The 18,058-nt window shown below is 65.0% G+C and carries 20 protein-coding genes; 16 read left to right on the top strand and 4 right to left on the bottom strand.

What is annotated here, in order from left to right:
• Positions 1–13: 13 nt before the first annotated feature.
• From BLS56_RS11875 to BLS56_RS30575, 9 genes are all read left to right on the top strand, one after another.
• Positions 14–583 (top strand): DUF3558 domain-containing protein, encoded by a 570-nt coding sequence (locus BLS56_RS11875; RefSeq protein WP_139190619.1) that lies wholly within the window; start codon positions 14–16, stop codon positions 581–583.
• Between the two features lie 143 nt (positions 584–726).
• Positions 727–1,638 (top strand): SDR family oxidoreductase, encoded by a 912-nt coding sequence (locus BLS56_RS11880; protein ID WP_091450084.1) that lies wholly within the window; start codon positions 727–729, stop codon positions 1,636–1,638.
• Positions 1,639–2,423: 785 nt separating this feature from the next.
• Positions 2,424–3,155, top strand: a complete 732-nt coding sequence (locus tag BLS56_RS11885) for an ATP-binding cassette domain-containing protein (protein ID WP_324187521.1) — start codon at positions 2,424–2,426, stop codon at positions 3,153–3,155.
• A gap of 34 nt (positions 3,156–3,189) precedes the next feature.
• Positions 3,190–4,419, top strand: a complete 1,230-nt coding sequence (locus tag BLS56_RS11890; RefSeq protein WP_091450086.1) for a hypothetical protein — start codon at positions 3,190–3,192, stop codon at positions 4,417–4,419.
• Positions 4,416–5,036 carry a hypothetical protein gene (locus BLS56_RS30570; RefSeq protein ID WP_139190623.1) on the top strand — a complete coding sequence of 207 codons (621 nt, stop codon included), beginning with the start codon at positions 4,416–4,418 and terminating at the stop codon, positions 5,034–5,036. Before BLS56_RS11890 ends, BLS56_RS30570 begins: the two co-directional genes overlap by 4 nt.
• A 541-nt stretch (positions 5,037–5,577) precedes the next feature.
• Complete coding sequence (locus BLS56_RS11900) at positions 5,578–6,204, top strand: hypothetical protein (RefSeq protein WP_091450088.1); 627 nt, start codon at positions 5,578–5,580, stop codon at positions 6,202–6,204.
• On the top strand, positions 6,204–6,548 hold the full coding sequence (locus BLS56_RS11905) for a hypothetical protein (RefSeq protein WP_091450089.1): 345 nt from the start codon (positions 6,204–6,206) through the stop codon (positions 6,546–6,548). Before BLS56_RS11900 ends, BLS56_RS11905 begins: the two co-directional genes overlap by 1 nt.
• Before the next feature lie 14 nt (positions 6,549–6,562).
• On the top strand, positions 6,563–7,285 hold the full coding sequence (locus BLS56_RS11910; protein ID WP_091450090.1) for a hypothetical protein: 723 nt from the start codon (positions 6,563–6,565) through the stop codon (positions 7,283–7,285).
• An 81-nt stretch (positions 7,286–7,366) separates the two neighbouring features.
• The gene (locus BLS56_RS30575) at positions 7,367–7,876 is read left to right on the top strand and encodes a hypothetical protein (protein WP_139190625.1); all 510 of its coding nucleotides are present in this window, start codon (positions 7,367–7,369) and stop codon (positions 7,874–7,876) included.
• 46 nt (positions 7,877–7,922) lie between these two features.
• On the opposite strand, the gene BLS56_RS11915 is transcribed toward BLS56_RS30575, so the two are convergent.
• Complete coding sequence (locus BLS56_RS11915) at positions 7,923–8,099, bottom strand: DUF397 domain-containing protein (RefSeq protein WP_091450091.1); 177 nt, start codon at positions 8,097–8,099, stop codon at positions 7,923–7,925.
• Positions 8,089–8,958, bottom strand: coding sequence for a helix-turn-helix domain-containing protein (locus BLS56_RS11920; RefSeq protein ID WP_091450092.1), 870 nt, complete (start codon positions 8,956–8,958; stop codon positions 8,089–8,091). The genes BLS56_RS11915 and BLS56_RS11920 overlap by 11 nt, the downstream gene beginning before the upstream one ends.
• 329 nt (positions 8,959–9,287) lie before the next feature.
• On the opposite strand from BLS56_RS11920, the gene BLS56_RS11925 reads away from it, so the two are divergent.
• A complete protein-coding gene (locus BLS56_RS11925) occupies positions 9,288–9,791 on the top strand; it encodes a hypothetical protein (protein WP_091450093.1) in 504 nt (167 codons plus the stop codon).
• Here the strand turns inward: BLS56_RS11925 and BLS56_RS11930 are convergent.
• Entirely contained in the window at positions 9,768–10,424 is a 657-nt protein-coding gene (locus BLS56_RS11930) for a response regulator (RefSeq protein ID WP_091450384.1), read from the bottom strand. The genes BLS56_RS11925 and BLS56_RS11930 overlap by 24 nt on opposite strands.
• 20 nt (positions 10,425–10,444) lie before the next feature.
• On the bottom strand, positions 10,445–11,611 hold the full coding sequence (locus BLS56_RS11935; RefSeq protein WP_091450094.1) for a sensor histidine kinase: 1,167 nt from the start codon (positions 11,609–11,611) through the stop codon (positions 10,445–10,447).
• Positions 11,612–11,913: 302 nt separating this feature from the next.
• On the opposite strand from BLS56_RS11935, the gene BLS56_RS11940 reads away from it, so the two are divergent.
• The 6 genes from BLS56_RS11940 (at position 11,914) to BLS56_RS11965 (ending at position 18,051) form a co-directional block, all read left to right on the top strand.
• The gene (locus BLS56_RS11940) at positions 11,914–13,536 is read left to right on the top strand and encodes a dynamin family protein (RefSeq protein WP_091450095.1); all 1,623 of its coding nucleotides are present in this window, start codon (positions 11,914–11,916) and stop codon (positions 13,534–13,536) included.
• Between the two features lie 114 nt (positions 13,537–13,650).
• On the top strand, positions 13,651–14,097 hold the full coding sequence (locus BLS56_RS11945) for a hypothetical protein (RefSeq protein ID WP_091450096.1): 447 nt from the start codon (positions 13,651–13,653) through the stop codon (positions 14,095–14,097).
• A 40-nt stretch (positions 14,098–14,137) separates the two neighbouring features.
• Entirely contained in the window at positions 14,138–14,764 is a 627-nt protein-coding gene (locus BLS56_RS11950) for a DUF3558 domain-containing protein (protein ID WP_228771616.1), read from the top strand.
• 150 nt (positions 14,765–14,914) lie between these two features.
• Entirely contained in the window at positions 14,915–15,580 is a 666-nt protein-coding gene (locus BLS56_RS11955; RefSeq protein ID WP_175482785.1) for a DUF3558 domain-containing protein, read from the top strand.
• 147 nt (positions 15,581–15,727) lie between these two features.
• Positions 15,728–16,222, top strand: a complete 495-nt coding sequence (gene grpE, locus BLS56_RS11960; protein ID WP_228771576.1) for a nucleotide exchange factor GrpE — start codon at positions 15,728–15,730, stop codon at positions 16,220–16,222.
• Positions 16,219–18,051, top strand: coding sequence for a dynamin family protein (locus BLS56_RS11965; protein ID WP_091450099.1), 1,833 nt, complete (start codon positions 16,219–16,221; stop codon positions 18,049–18,051). Before grpE ends, BLS56_RS11965 begins: the two co-directional genes overlap by 4 nt.
• Positions 18,052–18,058: the final 7 nt, after the last annotated feature.

The following is an 18,058-nucleotide window of genomic DNA, read 5'->3' on the forward strand; positions in this document are numbered from 1 at the left end:
GAAAGGGACACCGTTGCCGACCCCGGCCCCCCGCCTCCTGCTCGCCCTACCGGCGACGATCGCCCTCGCTGTCACCCTGGCCGCGTGCTCCAGCGACACCCCCGGCACACCCCTGCCCGAGGACACCACCACCCAGGCCACCAGCAGCACAGCCCGGACCAGCCCCCGGACCACCAGCAAGCCAGCGAAACCCGACAGTCCCCTGGCCCACGCCGACCCCTGCACCTTGATCCCAGACACTCTCAAGACACAACTCAAACTCGTCAAAGAACGAAACGATGACACCAGCAGCGCGCGGGGTTGTCTATGGAGCCATGCCGAATCCGACTACACCGTGGGCATCACCATCCGGAACACCCAGGGCGTCAGTGAGTTCGACACCTCACTCGGTGCCGCCACCGATATCACCATCGGCGGCCGACCTGCGAAGCTTCAGCGCGCACGCGGTGACGCCTGTGTCATCGCTGTCTCGGTCACCGACACTGCCCGCGTCGATGTGATCACGGTCGCCAACAGCGGTCATGAACAGGGATGCCCGATCAGCACCCAGGTTGCCGAGGTCGTGGCCGCCCAGCTTCCCTGATCCAAGCCTGTGGAGGGCGCGTCTAGCGGCGGGGTGATCCTCCGTCGCCGTGGCTTCCGGTTGGAGTGTCACCACCGTCGGTGGGACCCGCCACACTGCAACGAGCACGCGGTGGTGTGAGTTCTTGAACCGTAGGGAGTGACATGTCAGGGGCGTTGGCGGGCAAGGTGGCGGTGGTCACGGGGGCGACTCGGGGCTGTGGTCGGGGGATCTCGATCGAGTTGGGGGCGGCGGGGGCGACGGTGTACGTCACCGGGCGCACGACGCGGGCGGGGAAGTCTCCGATGAATCGCACGGAGACCATTGAGGAAACCGCTGAGTTGGTCGACGCGGCGGGTGGTAAGGGTATTCCGGTTCGGTGCGACTTCACGAGCCTCGCTGATGTCGACTCGTTGCGGGATCGGGTCGCCGGGGAACATGGGCGGATTGACGTTCTCGTGGATGACGTTTGGGGTGGCGATCCGTTCGTGGAGTTCGGGACGCCGTTCTGGGAGTCCGATATAGACAAGGCGCTCGGTGTGGTCCACAACGGCATCGACACTCACCTGATCGCGTTGCACCGCCTACTGCCCTTGGTCGTGAAGGGCCGGGGCGGCCTGGTCATCGAGGTCACCGACGGCGACGATGACGAGTACCACCACAGCACCGGAATCCCGTACTACTTGGTGAAGTCCGGCATCCGAGCCATCGGCCGAGTCTTGGGCAAGGACCTGGCCGACCACGGCGTGACCGGCATGGCGGTGACACCGGGCTTCCTCCGCTCGGAAATGATGCTGGAGCACTTCGGCGTCACCGAGGAAAACTGGCGCGAAGCCGAGGACCCCGACTACGCGCTCTCGGAAACCCCCCGTTATCTGGGCCGAGCCGTGGCGGCCCTGGCGGCCGACCCGAACGTCTCCCGCTTCGCGGGCCGCACCCTGGCAAGCTGGACCCTCATGCACGAGTACGGCTTCACCGACATCGACGGCACCCAGCCCGACTGGGGCCGCTGGTACGTCGAGGTCCACCAGGCAGGTCTGGATCCCGCCACAGCGGACGCCGCCAAGTACCGCTGAACATGACGACTCCCCAGACGCGGCCGGAGGACTGCCGCATGGCTGCGCGCATACAGTAGATTGAGATCGCTCGATTCGATATGGCCGATCATCACCCGATTAGCTCAAAGAGGCCGTCAGACATTTGGTATTGAGACGGATGTAACGTCCTCAAGATCCCTGTGGGGGTTTTGAAGATAAAGATCTCCACACTTTTTGTCACATATAAATCGGTTGTGGAAACCTCAGAAAACCAGTTCACTTGGTCGAGTCGCCGTGCAGGCGACTCGACCCACTGTCACGTGGGGATCGTGAGAACTGGGGAGGAAAAATGAAACGCGTTGTCGTGGGACTGCTGGCTGTCGGCACGTTGGCGGTCGCGGGGGTGGCGCTGGCTTCGCCCGCGTGGAGCGCGCCTGACCTGAGGGCGTGCGCACTTGGAGCGGACAATCCGGAGTGGATTCGAGATGGTGTTATTTACGGTAACGGTGGGCGTTATAATTGCGGGACGTCGAAAGTGACACTCACGGTTCGTGTGCACAAGGACCTGGCGCTACGCCCGGACCCCGCGGTCGGCAGGGTAGAGAGGGCTGACTTCACCAACGGTGATCTCGGCACCGAGGGGCGGTGCGACGGAAACGGCCTGTACTACACTTGGACACTCAGCGACACGGGAAATGAACTTGAATCTGGTCGCGTCAGGACCTGCTGAGTAACGCCCTGGAATCAAGGCGGCGTGACATCAGGCGGGTCCCGATGTCACGCCGCTGGCGCGTGCCGATATGGGGGGATGAGAAGTGCGTGTCATGGTGGAGAATGTGGGTTTCACCTACGGGCGGAAGCAGGCTCTCTCGGACGTGAACTGGGCTGTCGACACCGGCATCACGGGGCTCCTGGGGCCAAATGGCGCGGGCAAGACGACGTTGTTGAATCTGCTGGCTGGGCTTGCTAAACCGACAACAGGGCGAATCGTGGTCGATGACACGGGTCGGTCATCCAGTCCCAGAGTCGGGTTCGTGCCGCAGCGATTTTCGCTCGCTGGGGAGATGAAAGTCCGTGACACCGTCGCGTATGCCGCGTGGGTAAACGGTGTTCCGCGCAAGGAGTGTCCGGATGCTTCGGCGAAAGCGTTGGCGGCGGTGCAACTGGACGAGTTCGCTACCTCACGCGTTCGCTCGCTGTCCGGGGGGCAGCGGCAACGATTGGGGGTCGCTGCCGCGCTCGCGCATGAGCCGGACATTCTGGTGTTGGACGAGCCGACGGTAGGGCTTGATCCTGGGCAGCGGCTGCGGTTGCGCGAGGTGATAGCCGATCTTGGGTCGTCTCGAACGGTTCTATTGTCAACTCATCTGATCGAAGATGTATCGCACTTGTGCAAGCGGGTCGGCGTACTGGCCAAAGGCAAGCTCGTGTTTGACGGCACGGAGGCCGAATTGACGACAATGATCGGTGACGTTCAATTGGATGGAACGCTTGGCTCGTCGTTTGAGCGTGGCTATCTCGAACTCATCAACCGGCTCGGTGGCGTCAGTGAGTGATCGTTCTCCGCGTACACTGTGGCCGCTAGGCCCGTTGCCGATCCTGGTGCCCAGCTTCCTGATCACCGTGACCGTTCTGATGTCGACGATCACCATGCGGGGCTGGGAATTCCAGGAATGGGTTCGCACGTCGGCTGAGTTCCATCAGCAAAATGCTTTCGTAGGACCGATTGCCGCGGCTGCCGCAACTTACTGGGCGGGCAGGTTGACTCCGCCCCAACGCGTCTTCGCGCAGCCGTTCGCCGCTCGAAATGGGCACAAGGTGGTGATCCTGCATCTTGGCACGCTCATGACAGCTTTCCTCATCTCTTATTCGGTCGGTTTTATCCCGATCGTGGCCGCGACGGTGCGCCTCGCGGAATATGGGGGACCAGCACCATTGGTTATCGCTAGCGGTTACCTGGGGGTAATGGCGGCGACAGCGTTTGGATACTTCATTGGCGTAATCGGGCGAACCGCGCTTCTCGCGCCGGTGTCGTTTGTTCTGATGTTCGGCGTCGCCGTCCTTGGAACCGGTGGCGACACCTTCTCCGCCTTGGTCCCGGTTTTGCATATCACCCCCTCTCTGGGTTCTGTGGAAACCGTTCCTTTCGTATCCTACCGCTTGGCCTTCCTGGTCTTGGTCATCGTGAGCTTTGTGCTCACATGTGTCGGCATTGTGAAGCGGCAGCGCTCTGGAACGAGGTTTCCGCCATTGCGTACTTTGGTCGCACTGCCACTCGTGGTACTTCTGGTGATCCCTCCGCTCGTGCATCCTCCCGCGTTGTTTGCATTCGAGGTCGACCCGCCTCGGGTGTGCCTGAATGAGCAGGGTGTCGAGTACTGTGTCCATGAAGGTCACCGTTCTCAACTGTCGAATATCGTCAGCGCGGTAGACCCGCTGATCAAGATCCACGGATCCGTGTCCGACGTTCGCATCGTCGACGAAGCATTGCGGGGCGCTTACGTGAATTTCGATGACCGGATGAGCGTGTACGCGATGAGTAATTTCATCTGGTATCCGGTCGATCCGTTCAATAGCGCGGAAAGTTCGATCAGATTGGTGTCCAGTCATTTGTCCGGACTTGCTCGTTGTCGGCAAGAGCGAAAATACGATGTCAGCGCGGATCTCGCCTCGGATCTGGAACAATGGTTGAGGACATCGGGCTCAACGTACGGGGAAAACGTCTTCCAGGGACGTACGGTTGAGGTTGTGAAAACGTGGATAGCGCAGCACAAGCAGGCCATCGAGACCTGCTCCCTCACCGCTTCTCAGTTGCCGTGACCCGCGTCGTGTGGTCGTCGAGGTCGGCATGGTCCTTCCTGGCGGCGATGCTCTTGCTCGGTGTGGTGTGCTATCTGCTTGGTAATCGTGCGATTATCATCGATCTGACAACCAATCACCCGCGCAACCGCCTGCCGTACCCGGAGTTGTGCGCTGTAGTCTCCGCAGCGATCGGCGCTGCGGTTCTGCGCCCTCGCTTCTGGGAGTGGGACCGTGTCGGCACGGTGCGTTCCCGGCTCGTGGCAGGCATCTGCGCGGTAGTGGGAGTCACTTTTCCTGCTCTGCTCGTCGTTGTTGGTTCACTACAGCTTCCGCATGAAACGCCTTGGGCATGGGTGGTTTCCAACGCCATGGTGTATTCTTCCGCGGCCTTTGGATTGGCGCCGTTTCTAGGGCCTGGAGCTGCAGGGGGAATGACTCTGCTGGTCTACTTCGCTGTTGCCATCCTGAACAATCTGGAACCAGAAATCGGATCACTCTTGCCGGTCGCCGCGAACCCCAGCGATGAAACACATTGGGCCGTCGTCGTGGTGATGGTCAGTGTGGTTGTGACCATCCACGCGATCACTCACGGCGCGACTCCATGGTCCCGCCGCATCCGGGCGAGCGACACATAACGTGCCGAGGAGCACTCGACCCCGCATTCGCTTCGAGTGCGACGTCGAGGGGGATATCGGACGCCAAGGGATGACGACGCGCTTATAATCGCACGCGTCCGTGACGAGGGTTTGCAGAGTGATGTGACCGCACTCGCTACTGTAGTGTCGTCAGCGACCGGGGCGTCGGGCAGGGGTGCAGATGGCGATGGTCAACCGTTGCGAACACAATCCAGCGGGTCACGGCGCGACCTTCGCCGCAATGTCCAAAGTCGTGCTCGCCACTGCATTGATGGTCTGGTTTGGCAGTCCAGCGCCGCATTGAGGACGTTGGGTGGCGGAGGTCCGGCAAGCCGGGCTTGTTTAGTCCACTGTGGACGCTTCCCGGTATCGTTGAGCGGTCGGAACGACTGTCGACGCGGCTGTTAATCTCATCGCGCGGACTACGGCCGAGAGAATTGGGGGAATTGTGGCGCTTGACCACGTTGAATTGGCTGTTCTGACTGTTCCCGACGACCCGGAAACCCGAGCCCAGTACGCTGAGCTCACCCGGCCAGGAGGGGTGGAACTGCAACCGGCCGACACGTATGAGGCCCGCGATCCGAGCGGGTTCATCATTGTCACGGTTGACAAATATCGGATGATGAGGAATGCGCGGATTCGGCCGGGGTGGGACGACAACATCCGGCCGGAGGACTTTCCGGCCGCGCTCCTCACCACGTATGTGACCGCGGTTCAGCGTGCCTTTGCCGTGGAATACGCCCACCGCCCCACGGACGCCCCGAGCACGCCCGTGTCTGGTGAGACCTTTGTGGACCCAACGGACCTGTCGTTTGACGAGTGGATGGCTCGGACCAAGACGCGGCTTGACGCCATCGACGCCGAATACGACGCGATCCAGCGGCAGCAGCAAGCGCCGCGGATGGACTTCGCTGAAATCCGCAGTCCGCTCGGCTACCTCACCATGCGCCTGCGCGGCGGGGAGCCGATCGCGATCAACGGTGATCCCATGGCCCTGGACAACCCGTCGGACACCGTTCTGTCCGAGGAAATCCTGCAACTGTTCGTCCGGGCGGGCCTCGGCGTCGACCAAGAGGAACGCCCTCGTCCGGCGCGGGCGAGCGACAACGACGCGGACAGCGATTACTTCTCGGAATTCACCGTGCTGCGCGACAGGGGGGAAGAATAGTGACCGACCAGTACCAGGTAGTCACCCAGAAACTGCGAGAGGAAGCGAAGGTCTGGCAGCAGCACGCGGACGACGCGCGACCGATCGTGCAAGCGGTGGCGGGCGCATATCTCTCGCCTTCCGCGTTTTTCGTCGGTGACCTCACGACGCTCGGTGCGGGGATCGCGAACGCCGAACTGGAGGCCGGTCAGTACGAGGAGTTTCGCATTTTCATGGCGACCCTGCTTCTGGGCGCGATTGTCGAGTTCGACCAGATCGATATGACTTTGCGGACGATCGCGGACGAGTATGAGAAGGCTGAGGCCGTTGTCGAACTCGATCTCGACAAGGTTTTCCCTGAATAGGAGTTGGTGATCGTATGGCTGGTTCTGACGGCGTGATAGAGCGGCTGGAGCAAAGTTTTAACGGCTTGGATGATAAAGTCCGGGAGGCTATCAACAGGTACGACGCCGGAGTTCACAACGTCCGCGCCTGGAAGTATGCGCTCGCGCCCGTGATGTTCGCCATTTGCGAGGGGTTCGACACCATCCGTGACGGGCTCGACAAGTTGGTGAAACTGGTCAGGACGGCGGTGGAACACCACATGCCTGTTGTGTCCCTGATTGTTCAGTCTTTCAACTGGCTCGAAAGCGTCAAGGATCCGGTGAACGGGCTTTCCCATAAGGAGAAAAACATAGCCCAACAATGGGAAGGCGAAGCCAGCGCCGCGTACCAGACGAGGGTTACGGAGCAGAACAACGCGATCAACGCTTACGCGGTCAGGGCGGAAGGAGTCAGCAAGTGGCTCATGGATATCGCCAAGTACAACATCGAGTACATGACCGAGTTGGCCAAGATGGCGACCAGCTTCCTGGGGGCACTTGCCACGGCTGCGGTCGAAGCGGCGACGGTAATCGGCATTCCGTTCGCGGTCAGTGATCTCGCGGGCGCTATTGGGAACTTTGTTACCCAGTCGCTGGACAACCTGGTGGGCATTGCGAAAAGGTACGCGGACGCGCTCAGCAGGGTGCGGGATCTTAAGAGCATCATGACTGGCCCCGAGTTTCCCGACGGGAAATGGCCGCAGGCAATTGCGGGCTGAGGTATCGCCTAACCATCGAGGGTGGTCATGAGCATAAATCCCCGCACCTGGAATCGGTCGGTCGTCGGTATGGCGGCTGGGATGATGGTGCTCGCCAGTGGTTGCGGTGGCGCCGCAGGTGACAAACGGTATCCGCTGCCGGAGTACTATCCTACGCCCACATTTCGGGATGCGTTCAAATACTCAACGGACACGTTCACGGGTTGTCCAGACCTTCAACAGAAGGTGCCCGACCTGCCGTCACCGTTGCAAAAGGAGAATAACAAGCATGGAGTGGGGATTTCTCTGACTTGCACCTTTGTCGGCGAGGGAGGTCTCGATGAGCGCTTTATCACCTTTCACGGTGAAGTGCGTGGATTCACCCATAATCCTGGTCTTTTCTCGGGTTCGGAAAAAGACACCACAGTGAACATCGGATCGGATGCTCGCTGGAGGCCTGCGGGAACGGACTCCATGTGCACGCTGGAAGTTCTCGATGAAAACGCCTTTATGGTCACGGGCTTCCGTGACGAGGACCCGCAGAGTGAGCGGTGTCGGGAAAGTGCGCGGGAGATCGCGAGGAAGATTTACGCCGCTGTGCAGCCGGAGTGAGGTGGGGTGCCCCCCTGCGCTGGGCGCAGGGGGGCACCGCCGGTGTTCAGTGGGTGAAGCGGTTTGCCTTGATGGCCCGTAGGAGAGCCGGGACGTTTCCGGCCAGGGTGGGGCCGGTGGTGTTCTTGGAGTCGCGTAGCTGGTCGAGGGTGTTGCGTAGCTCGACGCAGTTTGGGCCGTTCTGGCTGCGGCGGGACTTGCGCCAGGTGTGCTCAGTTGACACTGCTTTTCTCCATTCTGTTGAGGAAACCCTTGATGAACTTGGTGGACGCGACCGGCGTCAAAGACACTTTCATGATCTTGTCGATGGCTTGCCGGTAGGCATCCACGTCGTAGTCCTCGTGCAACATGAGGACCGAGCGGCGAGTTTCCATGAACACGATGGAAGTGGCCGTGGCCTTGTTCTTCGTGGCGTGCTTGGACTCGATGAGGGCGAACGCGCCTTCGAGGCCGGGGTGCCAGCCGCAGCGGTCGGGGACGATGCGTAGTTCGATGTTGGGGCGGGCCGCCATCTCCAGCAGGTGCTGGAGTTGTTCGACCATCGCCTCTTGGCCGCCGATCTCTTGGTTGAGGGCGCCTTGGCCGAGCAGCACCAGCAGGTTGGCGGGCCGGTGCTTGGTGATCGCCTCCCGGCGGCCTATCCGAGTGGTGACTCTCGACGCGATCTCGCCCTGGGGCACGCCACCCGCTGTCATGATCGCCCGGATGTAGTCATTGGTTTGCAGCAAACCGGGGATCAGCAACGGAGCCACCTCGACGATCCGGGTGGCGTTTTGCTCCCAGTCGACGTACGCGGCCATCTGCTGTCGCTGCTCGGGCAGGGTGGTCGCGACCCACTGCGACTCGTCCGTGCCATAGGCGAGGGTCATGATCTGCTCGTAGTCCTCGCCGTTGATCCCCAGGGTGGTGAGGATCTGGGCGACTTGCTCGGGCTTCGGTGTCCGCTCGCCGGTCTCCCAGCGGGACAGAACGCCGATGTCGCGGTTGATGGCCGCGCCGATCTCGCGCAAGAACATGCCCTTGCCCTCGCGAGCCTGCCGGAGCGCGGCGCCGAGTGCTCGCGCCTTCGGGGTTCGAGCCATGGAATCTCCATATTTGTCGGCCGGTAACAGCATAGCGTTAACCGGATTGCCGCAGGTTCACCCGATGCGCCTAAGCATGTCCATGGCCCGACTTGCCCTGCTTGCTAAAGACTTGCATCCAGCAAGCGCGGACGATATCAGGCTGGCAAGGAGGCATCGGAGTGCACTCTGCACAAGCGAGCGGGATGGTCAACCCCGACGAGTACGGACGCCGCAAGGTTGGTGACCTCATTGTTCCTTATATCACCGCTTGGAGTGGGGAGAATCGGCCGCCCAATCGGGTGGTTGCGCGGAAAGACGGGTGGGGGATCGGATACGCCGATGAAACCATGGGCGACCGCGACCGCGACGGGATTCTCTGGGTGCGGAATCCGTCTTACCCGGGCCACGGTAAGGCCGAGTTCGGCAAGGTGAACTCGCTGCGGCAGCGGCGGGCCATGCGCCGACTCCTCTGCCAGGTGTGCGGCGGGCCCGCTGACCAGGACGACAACGGCGTGCTCTGGGTGCTCAAGGACCACCGTGGGGACTGGCCGGGGTGGCCGAACGGCATGGGCGTCACCGAGCCGCCGATCTGTCTTACCTGCCTACGCATAGCCGTGCGCGCCTGTCCGGCGCTGCGGAAAGGGCACGCGGTCATCCGGGCGCGGCAATACCCGATTGTCGGGATCGCCGGGGCGCACTACGCGCCGGGAACGCCGTTTCCCCAGCCGATGGCGCACGTGGTGCTGGCTTTCGACCATCCGGACATTCCGTGGACCCTGGCCGCGAACCTGGTCCGGGAACTCGGCGACTGCGCCATCGTGGACAGTTCAGACGTCGCCGGGGCGGACTAGACCGGTTTCGTAAGCCAAGACCACTGCCTGTACGCGGTCTCTTAGCTCCAACTTGGACAAGACCCGACCAACGTGGGTCTTTACCGTCGCCTCGGAAAGGAAGAGTTTGCGCGCTATCTCCGTGTTGGAGAGTCCCTGTGCCATCAGCACCAAGACTTCCCGCTCCCGTTCGGTCAGGACCTCCAGGACCGACGCGTCGCGAAGCTCGCCGCCACCGGGGCCCAGGAAGCGGTCCAAGAGCCTGCGGGTGACGCTCGGCGAGACCACCGCGTCCCCGCTGGCAACCGACCGCAGCGCCGAGACCAGGTGGCTCGGCGGGGTGTCCTTGAGCAGGAACCCGCTGGCGCCGCAGCGCAGGGCCGACAGGGCGTACTCGTCCAGGTCGAACGTCGTCATCACCAAGACCTTCGACGTGCCTGCCTCGGTGATCACCTTCGTCGCCTCGACCCCGTCGAGGATGGGCATCCGGACGTCCATCAGCACCACGTCCGGGCGCAGTCTCTCGGCGAGTTCGATGGCGGCCCGGCCGTCACCGGCCTCCCCCACGACCTCCATGTCCTCCTGCGCGCCGAGCACCATGCGGAACCCGACCCGCATCAGCTCCTGGTCGTCGACCAGCACAACCCTGATCACCTGGCCCAACGTAGTCCTCCCTAGGCGGTGGACACGGGCAGCACTGCCCGGACGCGCCACCCGCCTTCCGGGGACGGGCCCGCCTGCAGCGTCCCGCCGAACACGTTCGCCCGCTCCCGCATCCCGATCAGGCCGTTCCCGCCGCCCTCGGCGGTGATGCCGTGCGGGCGGCCCGGGCCCTTGTCGGTGACGTCCAGCTCCACCCGGTCGCCCACGCGCGCCACCCGGACCGACGCGCTCGCGCCGGGACCCGCGTGCTTGATGGTGTTGGTCAGCGCCTCTTGCACTATCCGGTAGATGCCCAGGCCGACGCCCGCCGGTAGGTCGTCGAGATCGCCCGCCACGTCGAGCCGCACCGGCACCCCGATCGCCCGCACCCGCTCGGCCAGGTCGGAAATGGACTGCGCGCCCGGCTGCGGCGCCCGGTCCAGCTCGGTGTCGTCGCTGCGCAGGACGCCCAGGAGCCTGCGCAGCTCGGTCAGCGCCTCCCGGCCGGTCGTGGAGATCGTGTTGATGGCCTTCTCCGCGACCTCCGGCTGCGACCGCACGGCGTACGCCGCCCCATCGGCCTGCACGACGATCACGCTTACCGCGTGCGCGACAACATCGTGCAACTCGCGCGCGATCCGCGCCCGCTCCGCGCCGACGGCGATCGTGGCCTGCTGGTCGCGCTCGGTCTCCAACAGGTCCAGCCGCCGCTCCACCTCGGTGTGATACGCCCGCCGGGCCCCCGCGAACTCCCCCAGCACCCAGCACAACGCGAAGATCACCACGATGATCAGCGTCGGCAGGATCGCCTCGGCAGGCCCCAGCCGCCACCACGCCCACACCGCCGTGCCGATGGCCAGCCACAGGACGTACAGCGCACCCTGCCGCCGCCCCACGTAGGCCACCACCGTGTACAGCGCGACCCCCAACGCGATGTCGGCGAGCCGTATCCGCGCGTCGGCGCCCCCGGTCGGCGAAGGGCCGTGGGTGAACAGTTGGGCGAAACCCGCGATGAGGATGAGATACGCCGACAGCAGCGGATCACGGCGGCGAACCACCAGCGGGCCCAACAGCCCGACCCCGACCAACCAGAACGCGACCGGGTGCACGCCCTTGGGCGGGTCGAGCAAGGCCAGCAACTCCAACCCCGCGAGCACGACCGCGATGAGGCAGTCACCCGCCATCGGGTGCGCCTTCATCCACAAGCTCAGCCGCCGCACACGGACGAGCCTAGGCAGCGGCGGCCGCCAGGCGCGTCCTCCCGCCGTCGCATTGCCCATCCACCCGCAGGGTGAGAGGGGAATGCGCACCCGCCGCGACCGGTCCCGCGCCGGGCGCGGCGGGCGTCCTCGTTCCCGGGACGTGCGGTGGGCGTCCGGGACGGCGGACACCCCCCGGGATTTCGGAGGACGCCGACACTATCCCGCTGACGGGCTACAGAGGGTAAGAACCGCATAACTGTTCCCGATCGGGACCAAGTGGACCCGGGCCAAAGCCGGTCATGGCACGATTCGGGGGCGTAACCCAGGGGAGGATCGGCTTGACATCCGCTAGCGAGCAGCAGCATCTCGCAGGCCCGCTGTCCGCGGCGGTGGCGAATCTGTGCCAGCGCCTGCAGCCGCAGGTGTCCGCGCGGACCGCGGCCGGATTCCGGGAGGTGCTGCGCAGGCTGTCCGCGCCGTTGCAGGTCGCGGTGGCGGGGCGGATCAAGTCGGGGAAGTCGACCCTGGTCAACGCGCTCATCGGCAGGCGGGTCGCGCCGACGGACGTCGGCGAGTGCACGCGGCTGGTCACCCGGTTCCAGTACGGCACGGTCGACCGGGTCGAGCTTGTGTTCTTCGACGGGCGCAAGCAGGTGCTGCCCTTCGACGTGGGCGGCATGATCCCCAACGACCTGGAAGTCGACTTCGACAAGGTGTCGCACCTTGAGGCGTACCTGACCAACGCCGTCCTGCGCGACCTCACGGTGATCGACACCCCGGGCCTGGGCTCCCTCGACCTGGCCTCGGTCAAGCGCACCGAGCAGCTTCTCGGCGCGGCCAAGCACCGCAAGCCCGGCGAAGACGGCGACGACGAGCCCGAGGTGGACGAGGAAAGCGGCGACCTCGACGACACCTCCCGCAACGCCGTCGCGGGTGCGGAAGCCGTCCTGTACGTGGTGACCCAGGGCGTGCGGGCCGACGACCAGCAGGCGCTGGCCGCCTTCACCGCCGCCACCGCCAGCCGCGAAGCCGGGCCGGTCAACGCGATCGCCGTCCTCAACAAGGCCGACACCATCACCCCCGAATCGGTCACGGGCAGCGACGGTGACGTCTGGAAAGCCGCCACGATCCTCGCCGAGAAACAGGCGGCGACCCTCAAGCCGCGCGTCGCCGACGTGATCCCGGTGATCGGCCTGCTGGCCGAATCCGCGGAATCCGGCGGCTTCACCAGCGCCGACGCCGACGCACTCCGGTCCCTGGCCCAGTTGGACGATGGCACCTGGGAGACGATGCTGATCTCCGCGGACATCTTCACCACCTGGGACTGCGACGTCGCCACCGGCACCCGCGCCCGCCTGCTGGAGAAACTGGACCTCTACGGCATCCGCTGCGCCGTCGACGCCATCAAAGCCGACCCCGACCTCACCGCGGGCGCGCTGCGCCGCAAACTCCTCGACGCCTCCGGCCTCGCCGGAGTCCGCGGCAGGCTCGACGCCGTCTTCCGCGCCCGCGCCGACGGCATCAAAGCCGCCGCCGCCCTCGCCTCCGTCACCGCCCTCGCCCACGCCTCCGGCGACCCCGGCGAACGGCAGCGGGTCCACGACGCCATCGAAGTCCTGCTCGCCAAGCCGGAAGCCCACCAGTTGCGCCTCCTGGAAGCCCTCACCCTGGTCACCTCCGGCGCCGTCGACATGCCCGACGACCTGGCAGAAGAAGTCCTCCGCGTCGGCAGCAGCGCCGAAATCGGGGAGCAGCTGGGCATGAAGGGCCGCCCGCACAAGGAATTGTCCGCCTACGCCCTGGAACGCGCTGGCTGGTGGCGCTCCTTCGCCTCCTTCGGCGCCACCCCCGCCCAGAGCCGCGTCGCACACGTCGTGCACCGGGCGTACTTCCTGATCTGGCAACAACTCCGCGCCCAGTGATCACCCGAATGGACGCGATCTCCGGGATTCCCCTTTCCAGGAAACCGAGTCCCGGATCGCGCGGCTGTCGTACCCTGATCATGGAGGGGCAGGTCAGGGACACCAGGGGGCAGGATGACGTCGGCATTCCACAGCATCAACGCGTCCGTCGGTCACATCGCAGGCTCCGGCGTGAGCGACATGGTCGGCGGCGCCCGGCCCAGCGGCGACGGCGGCAAGTTCTCCTTCGAACCGGACGAGATGCGTGCCATCGTCAAGGACTGGATGGACCTGGCTCTCGACTACAGGCGGTCGATGGTCGACGCTGACCAGATGGGCACGGTTGACCCTCCCGGAAATGAGTACGCCAGCCAGTACCACGCCGAGGCGGCGAGCGCCTCGACTCAGGCATATCTGGATTCGCTCCAGGAGAAGGCCGACTACTGCTATAGCCAAGCCCAGAAGTTTCAGGACGCGTTGAGTGACTATCTTGGTGTTGAACGTGAGAATGTCCGGGGGCTGAACTCGACCGATCAGTCGGTGTCCGGACCGTCCGCGCCCAGTGCTCCCGGAGGGATCTGACGTGCGTCGTCACGCGATCGTGCCCCTGCTCGCTCTTGCCGTGCTCAGTGGGTGCACGACCGGTCAACCGGGTACGCCTGTTGGCGTATCCACGACGGCGACGCGGACGCAGGACTCGACTCCTGGATCGGAGACTTCGCAACCGAGTGCCCCATCAGCGTCTTCAACTGGTCTGCCGAGCGATGGTGCTCCCAGGGTGGAGAATCCGGTGGACGTGTCGAGGTTTGTCAATGACCCCTGTGCGTCGTTGTCTCCGCAACGGACGCAGGAACTCGTCGGAACCCCCACGGGTATACGAACCGATGACGCCACTAATGTCGGCTGCGAGTGGGTCAACAACTCACCGGAAACCTTCAACGGTTCCGGCATCTGGGTGTACTTCTACTCCAAGGTTCCTGACGGCATCAGTGCCGCTTACCGGGCCAACAAGCGTGGCGAGTGGGCCTTCTTCGAACCAGTTTCCGCGATCGAGGGAATGCCTGCCGTCACTTACGGCAAACGCGATGGCCGAGCTGACGGCATGTGCACGGCCGCTGTGGGCATGTCCGACACGATGGCCATCGGTGTCACCACGCAGCAGTCGCTGAGCAAGCGGCACCGAGACCAGGCGTGCCAGGTCACGGTGATGGTCGCCACCGATGTGGTCAAGACCCTGAAGGCGGGCTGACCTGGCTGGCGGGCGAGGGTCCGCTGGGGTTCCGGATCGCGCGACTGTCGTGTTCCGATCTTGGAAAGACAGGCTGGCGTTCTGGGGCTGAACTCGACCGACAGTCGGTGTCCGGACCGTCCGCGCCCAGTGCTCCCGGAGGGATCTGACGTGCGTCGTCACGCGATCGTGCCCCTGCTTGCTCTCGCCGTGCTCAGTGGGTGCACGACCGGTCAATCGGGCACGCCTACCGCCATCTCCACGACGGCGACGCGGACGCAGGACTCGACTCCCGGGTCGGAATCCTCCGAACCGAGCATCACGTCCACGTCCGCGGCCGACCTGCCGAGCGACGGAGCCCCCAAGGTCGAGAACCCGATGGATGTGTCGAAGTTCGTCAATGACCCGTGCGCGTCGTTGCCTCCGCGGCGAACACAAGAACTCGTCGGAGCACCCACCGGCACCCCAAGCGACGACGTCACCGGTGTCAGCTGCCAGTGGGTCAACCATTCACCGGATACCTTCAACGGATCTAGCATCAACGTGCACTTTTTCTCGAAGGTTCCCACCGGTCTCAGCGGCCTTTATAGGGCCAACAAGCGCGGCGAGTGGGAGTTCTTCGAGCCGCTGTCCCCGATCGAGGGAATGCCCGCCGTTACGTACGGCAAACTCGACAGCCGAAGCAGCGGCCGGTGTGCGGTCGCCGTGGGTGTGTCCGACACCATGGCCATCGATGTTCATACCAAGCAGTCTCTGAGCAAGACGAACAGGGACCAGGCGTGCTCGGTGGCGGTGATGGTGGCGACCGACGTGGTCAAGACCCTGAAGGCGGGCTGACCTGCCTGGAGGGCGGGCCGTTGGGATCGCTGGAATGGGGGATCTGGTGGTGGGGCTGCCTGTACTCTCCGGGGCTGACGCGGTCCGGAGTGGAGCGGGCGACAACAGGCCAATCGTGGTTGGCGTACTTAAGGCCGGGTGAGGCGCGTGGCTTCCTGGTTCAAGGGCAAGCGCAAGGACGGGGACGTGGAGGAGTCCACCATCGAGGTGCGGGCGCAGGTGATCGCGGACGCGGTGCGGGCGGGCGAGCAGGCCGGTGAGCCTGCGGGCGAAGTGGAGCTGGTGGACGACTTCCGGGTGGAGCCCGCGCTGGTGAGCATCGCGCCGGAGGTGTACGACCAGGCCGTCGATGAGCGGCGGGCGCTGGTCGCGCTGTGCCTCTACGCCCATGACCGGGCGCGTAGCTCGGGGGTCGCGGAGCGGATCGAGGAAGGGCTGGCGGCGGTGGGGGTCACCGCGCTGCGGCCGGACGGCGACCTGTTCGACCCGGCGTTCCACGAGGCCGGGGGCACGGTGGGGACCGACGACGAGTCGCTTGACGGCACGGTCGCGGAGACCGAGGTGGTCGGGTTCAGCGACCGCGGGCAGGTGCTGCGGCCGCCGATCGTCACCGTGTACACCGGCAAGGCGGGGCAGGCATGACCCAGGCGCAGCCGCTGTCGCTGCCCAAGCAGGTCGCGCTGGCGCGGGAGAAGCTGCTCGCGCTGCTGTCCGAGACCGCGCCGGAGTCCGCCGCGTGGGTGGAGGAGATCCGGGCCCGCCGCAAGAAGAAGCCGTCGGTGGTCGTGGTCGGTGAGACCAACCGGGGCAAGAGTTCGTTGGTCAACGCTCTCATCGAGTCGCCTGGTCTGTCCCCTGTGGACGCTGAGGTGGCGACGGCCACTTACCTGATTTTCGGGCACGCGCAGGAGTGGGAGGCGCGGGCCTGCTACCCGGGGCAGCTCGCGCCGGTGCCGGTCGACCTGGGCAAGCTGGTGAACTGGGTGTCCGCGGCGCACGAACTGCCCGATGGGGAGCTGCCGCCGCGCTATGTCGAGGTCGACGGGCCGGTGCCGATGCTGGAGAAGCTCACCGTCGTCGACACCCCGGGCGTTGGCGGGCTCGACTCGGTGCACGGTGAGCTGGCGATCGAGGCCGCGGCGTCGGCGACCGCGCTGCTGTTCGTTGTCGACGCGTCCGCGCCGTTCACCCTGGGTGAGCTGAACTTTCTCGCCACCGTCGGCGACCGGGTCGAGACCGTGGTGTTCGCGCTGTCCAAAGTGGACCAATTCCGCGGCTGGCGGCAGGTCATGGAGGCCAACCAGGCGCTGCTCGCCGAGCACGCCCCCCGGTTCGCAGGCGCCACGTTCCACCCGGTGTCCTCGCGGATGCACGAGATGGCCGCCAAGGCGCCCAACCCCGAGGCCGCCGACATGCTCAAGGAGCGCTCTGGCGTCCCGCAGCTGCGCGAGGCGCTGCAGTCGCTGCTGGTGGGCCGCGCGGCGATGCTCGCCGAGGCCAACACGCTGCGTGCCCTGTCCTCCGCGCTGAGTGAACTCAAGGTCACCCTGGACAACGAGCGCCGCGCGCTGACCACCGGCGAGGCCGAGGCCGAGGCGCTGCGGGCGCGCAAGGACGAGCTGACCGCCGAGCGCCGCTCGTCCACCCGAAGCTGGCAGGTGAAGCTGCGCAGCGAGATCCAGCGCGCCCGGTTGGAGAACGCGCACGAGGTCAGCCGCGAGATGCGCGACCTGCAATCCTGGTTCCGGCAGGCCATCGACAGCGCTGACCGGGACAAGCTCAAGGAGCTGCCCGGCCAGGTCGACGCCGCGCTGCAGATGGTGACCGGGCGGGTCAGCAACTCGGTCAGCGTGCGGCTCAACCAGGTCGCCGACACCGTGCTCAGCGAACTGTTCACCGCTGAGGAACTGGCCGTCATCCGGTCCCAGTTCGCCCGCTCCGGGCAGGCGCAGGTCATCCTGCGCGCCGCGGAGAAGCGGATGCCGACCGCGGAGGACAAGCTGCTGGTGTTCATGGGCGTCTCCGGCGGCATCGGCGCGGGCAAGCTGGCCGTGCTGCCGCTGGCCGGGGCGGTCGCCGCGCCGATCCTGCTGGTGCCCACGATCGTCATCGGCCTCGGCGCCGGGTGGTGGATCGCGCGCACCCGCAAGCACACCGCGGACAAACAGCACATGAAGCTCTGGCTCAACGACTCGATCGCCGACTCCCGGTCCACTTTGGATCAGCTGGTCTCCGAGCAGCTCATCGACGCGGAGTCCCAGCTCTCGCTGGCGCTGGACGAGGCGCTGGGCAAGCGGATCGCGGGCATCGAGGAACAACTCCGCGAGGTCGACAAGGCATTACGACTTGACGTGAGCGAGCGCCAGAAGCGGGTCACCGTGGTAAACAAGCGCCTGACCGACGTCGTCGCCGGGCGGGACCGCGCGGAGAAGCTGCTTGCCAGCATCCGGTCTGTTCGGGACAAGAACTAACGTCACG

Origin of the sequence: Actinokineospora iranica, assembly GCF_900101685.1 — a bacterium.
In the GTDB taxonomy this organism is placed as follows: domain Bacteria; phylum Actinomycetota; class Actinomycetes; order Mycobacteriales; family Pseudonocardiaceae; genus Actinokineospora; species Actinokineospora iranica.

Excerpts from the sequence above, each read along its gene's own strand:
- BLS56_RS11880 (WP_091450084.1), top strand. The coding sequence starts at position 727 with ATGTCAGGGGCGTTGGCGGGCAAGGTGGCGGTGGTCACGGGGGCGACT.
- BLS56_RS11885 (WP_324187521.1), top strand. The coding sequence starts at position 2,424 with ATGGTGGAGAATGTGGGTTTCACCTACGGGCGGAAGCAGGCTCTCTCG.
- BLS56_RS11910 (WP_091450090.1), top strand. The coding sequence starts at position 6,563 with ATGGCTGGTTCTGACGGCGTGATAGAGCGGCTGGAGCAAAGTTTTAAC.
- BLS56_RS30575 (WP_139190625.1), top strand. The coding sequence starts at position 7,367 with ATGATGGTGCTCGCCAGTGGTTGCGGTGGCGCCGCAGGTGACAAACGG.
- BLS56_RS11920 (WP_091450092.1), bottom strand. The coding sequence starts at position 8,958 with ATGGCTCGAACCCCGAAGGCGCGAGCACTCGGCGCCGCGCTCCGGCAG.
- BLS56_RS11925 (WP_091450093.1), top strand. The coding sequence starts at position 9,288 with ATGGGCGACCGCGACCGCGACGGGATTCTCTGGGTGCGGAATCCGTCT.
- BLS56_RS11935 (WP_091450094.1), bottom strand. The coding sequence starts at position 11,611 with ATGAAGGCGCACCCGATGGCGGGTGACTGCCTCATCGCGGTCGTGCTC.
- BLS56_RS11940 (WP_091450095.1), top strand. The coding sequence starts at position 11,914 with ATGGCACGATTCGGGGGCGTAACCCAGGGGAGGATCGGCTTGACATCC.
- BLS56_RS11945 (WP_091450096.1), top strand. The coding sequence starts at position 13,651 with ATGACGTCGGCATTCCACAGCATCAACGCGTCCGTCGGTCACATCGCA.
- BLS56_RS11965 (WP_091450099.1), top strand. The coding sequence starts at position 16,219 with ATGACCCAGGCGCAGCCGCTGTCGCTGCCCAAGCAGGTCGCGCTGGCG.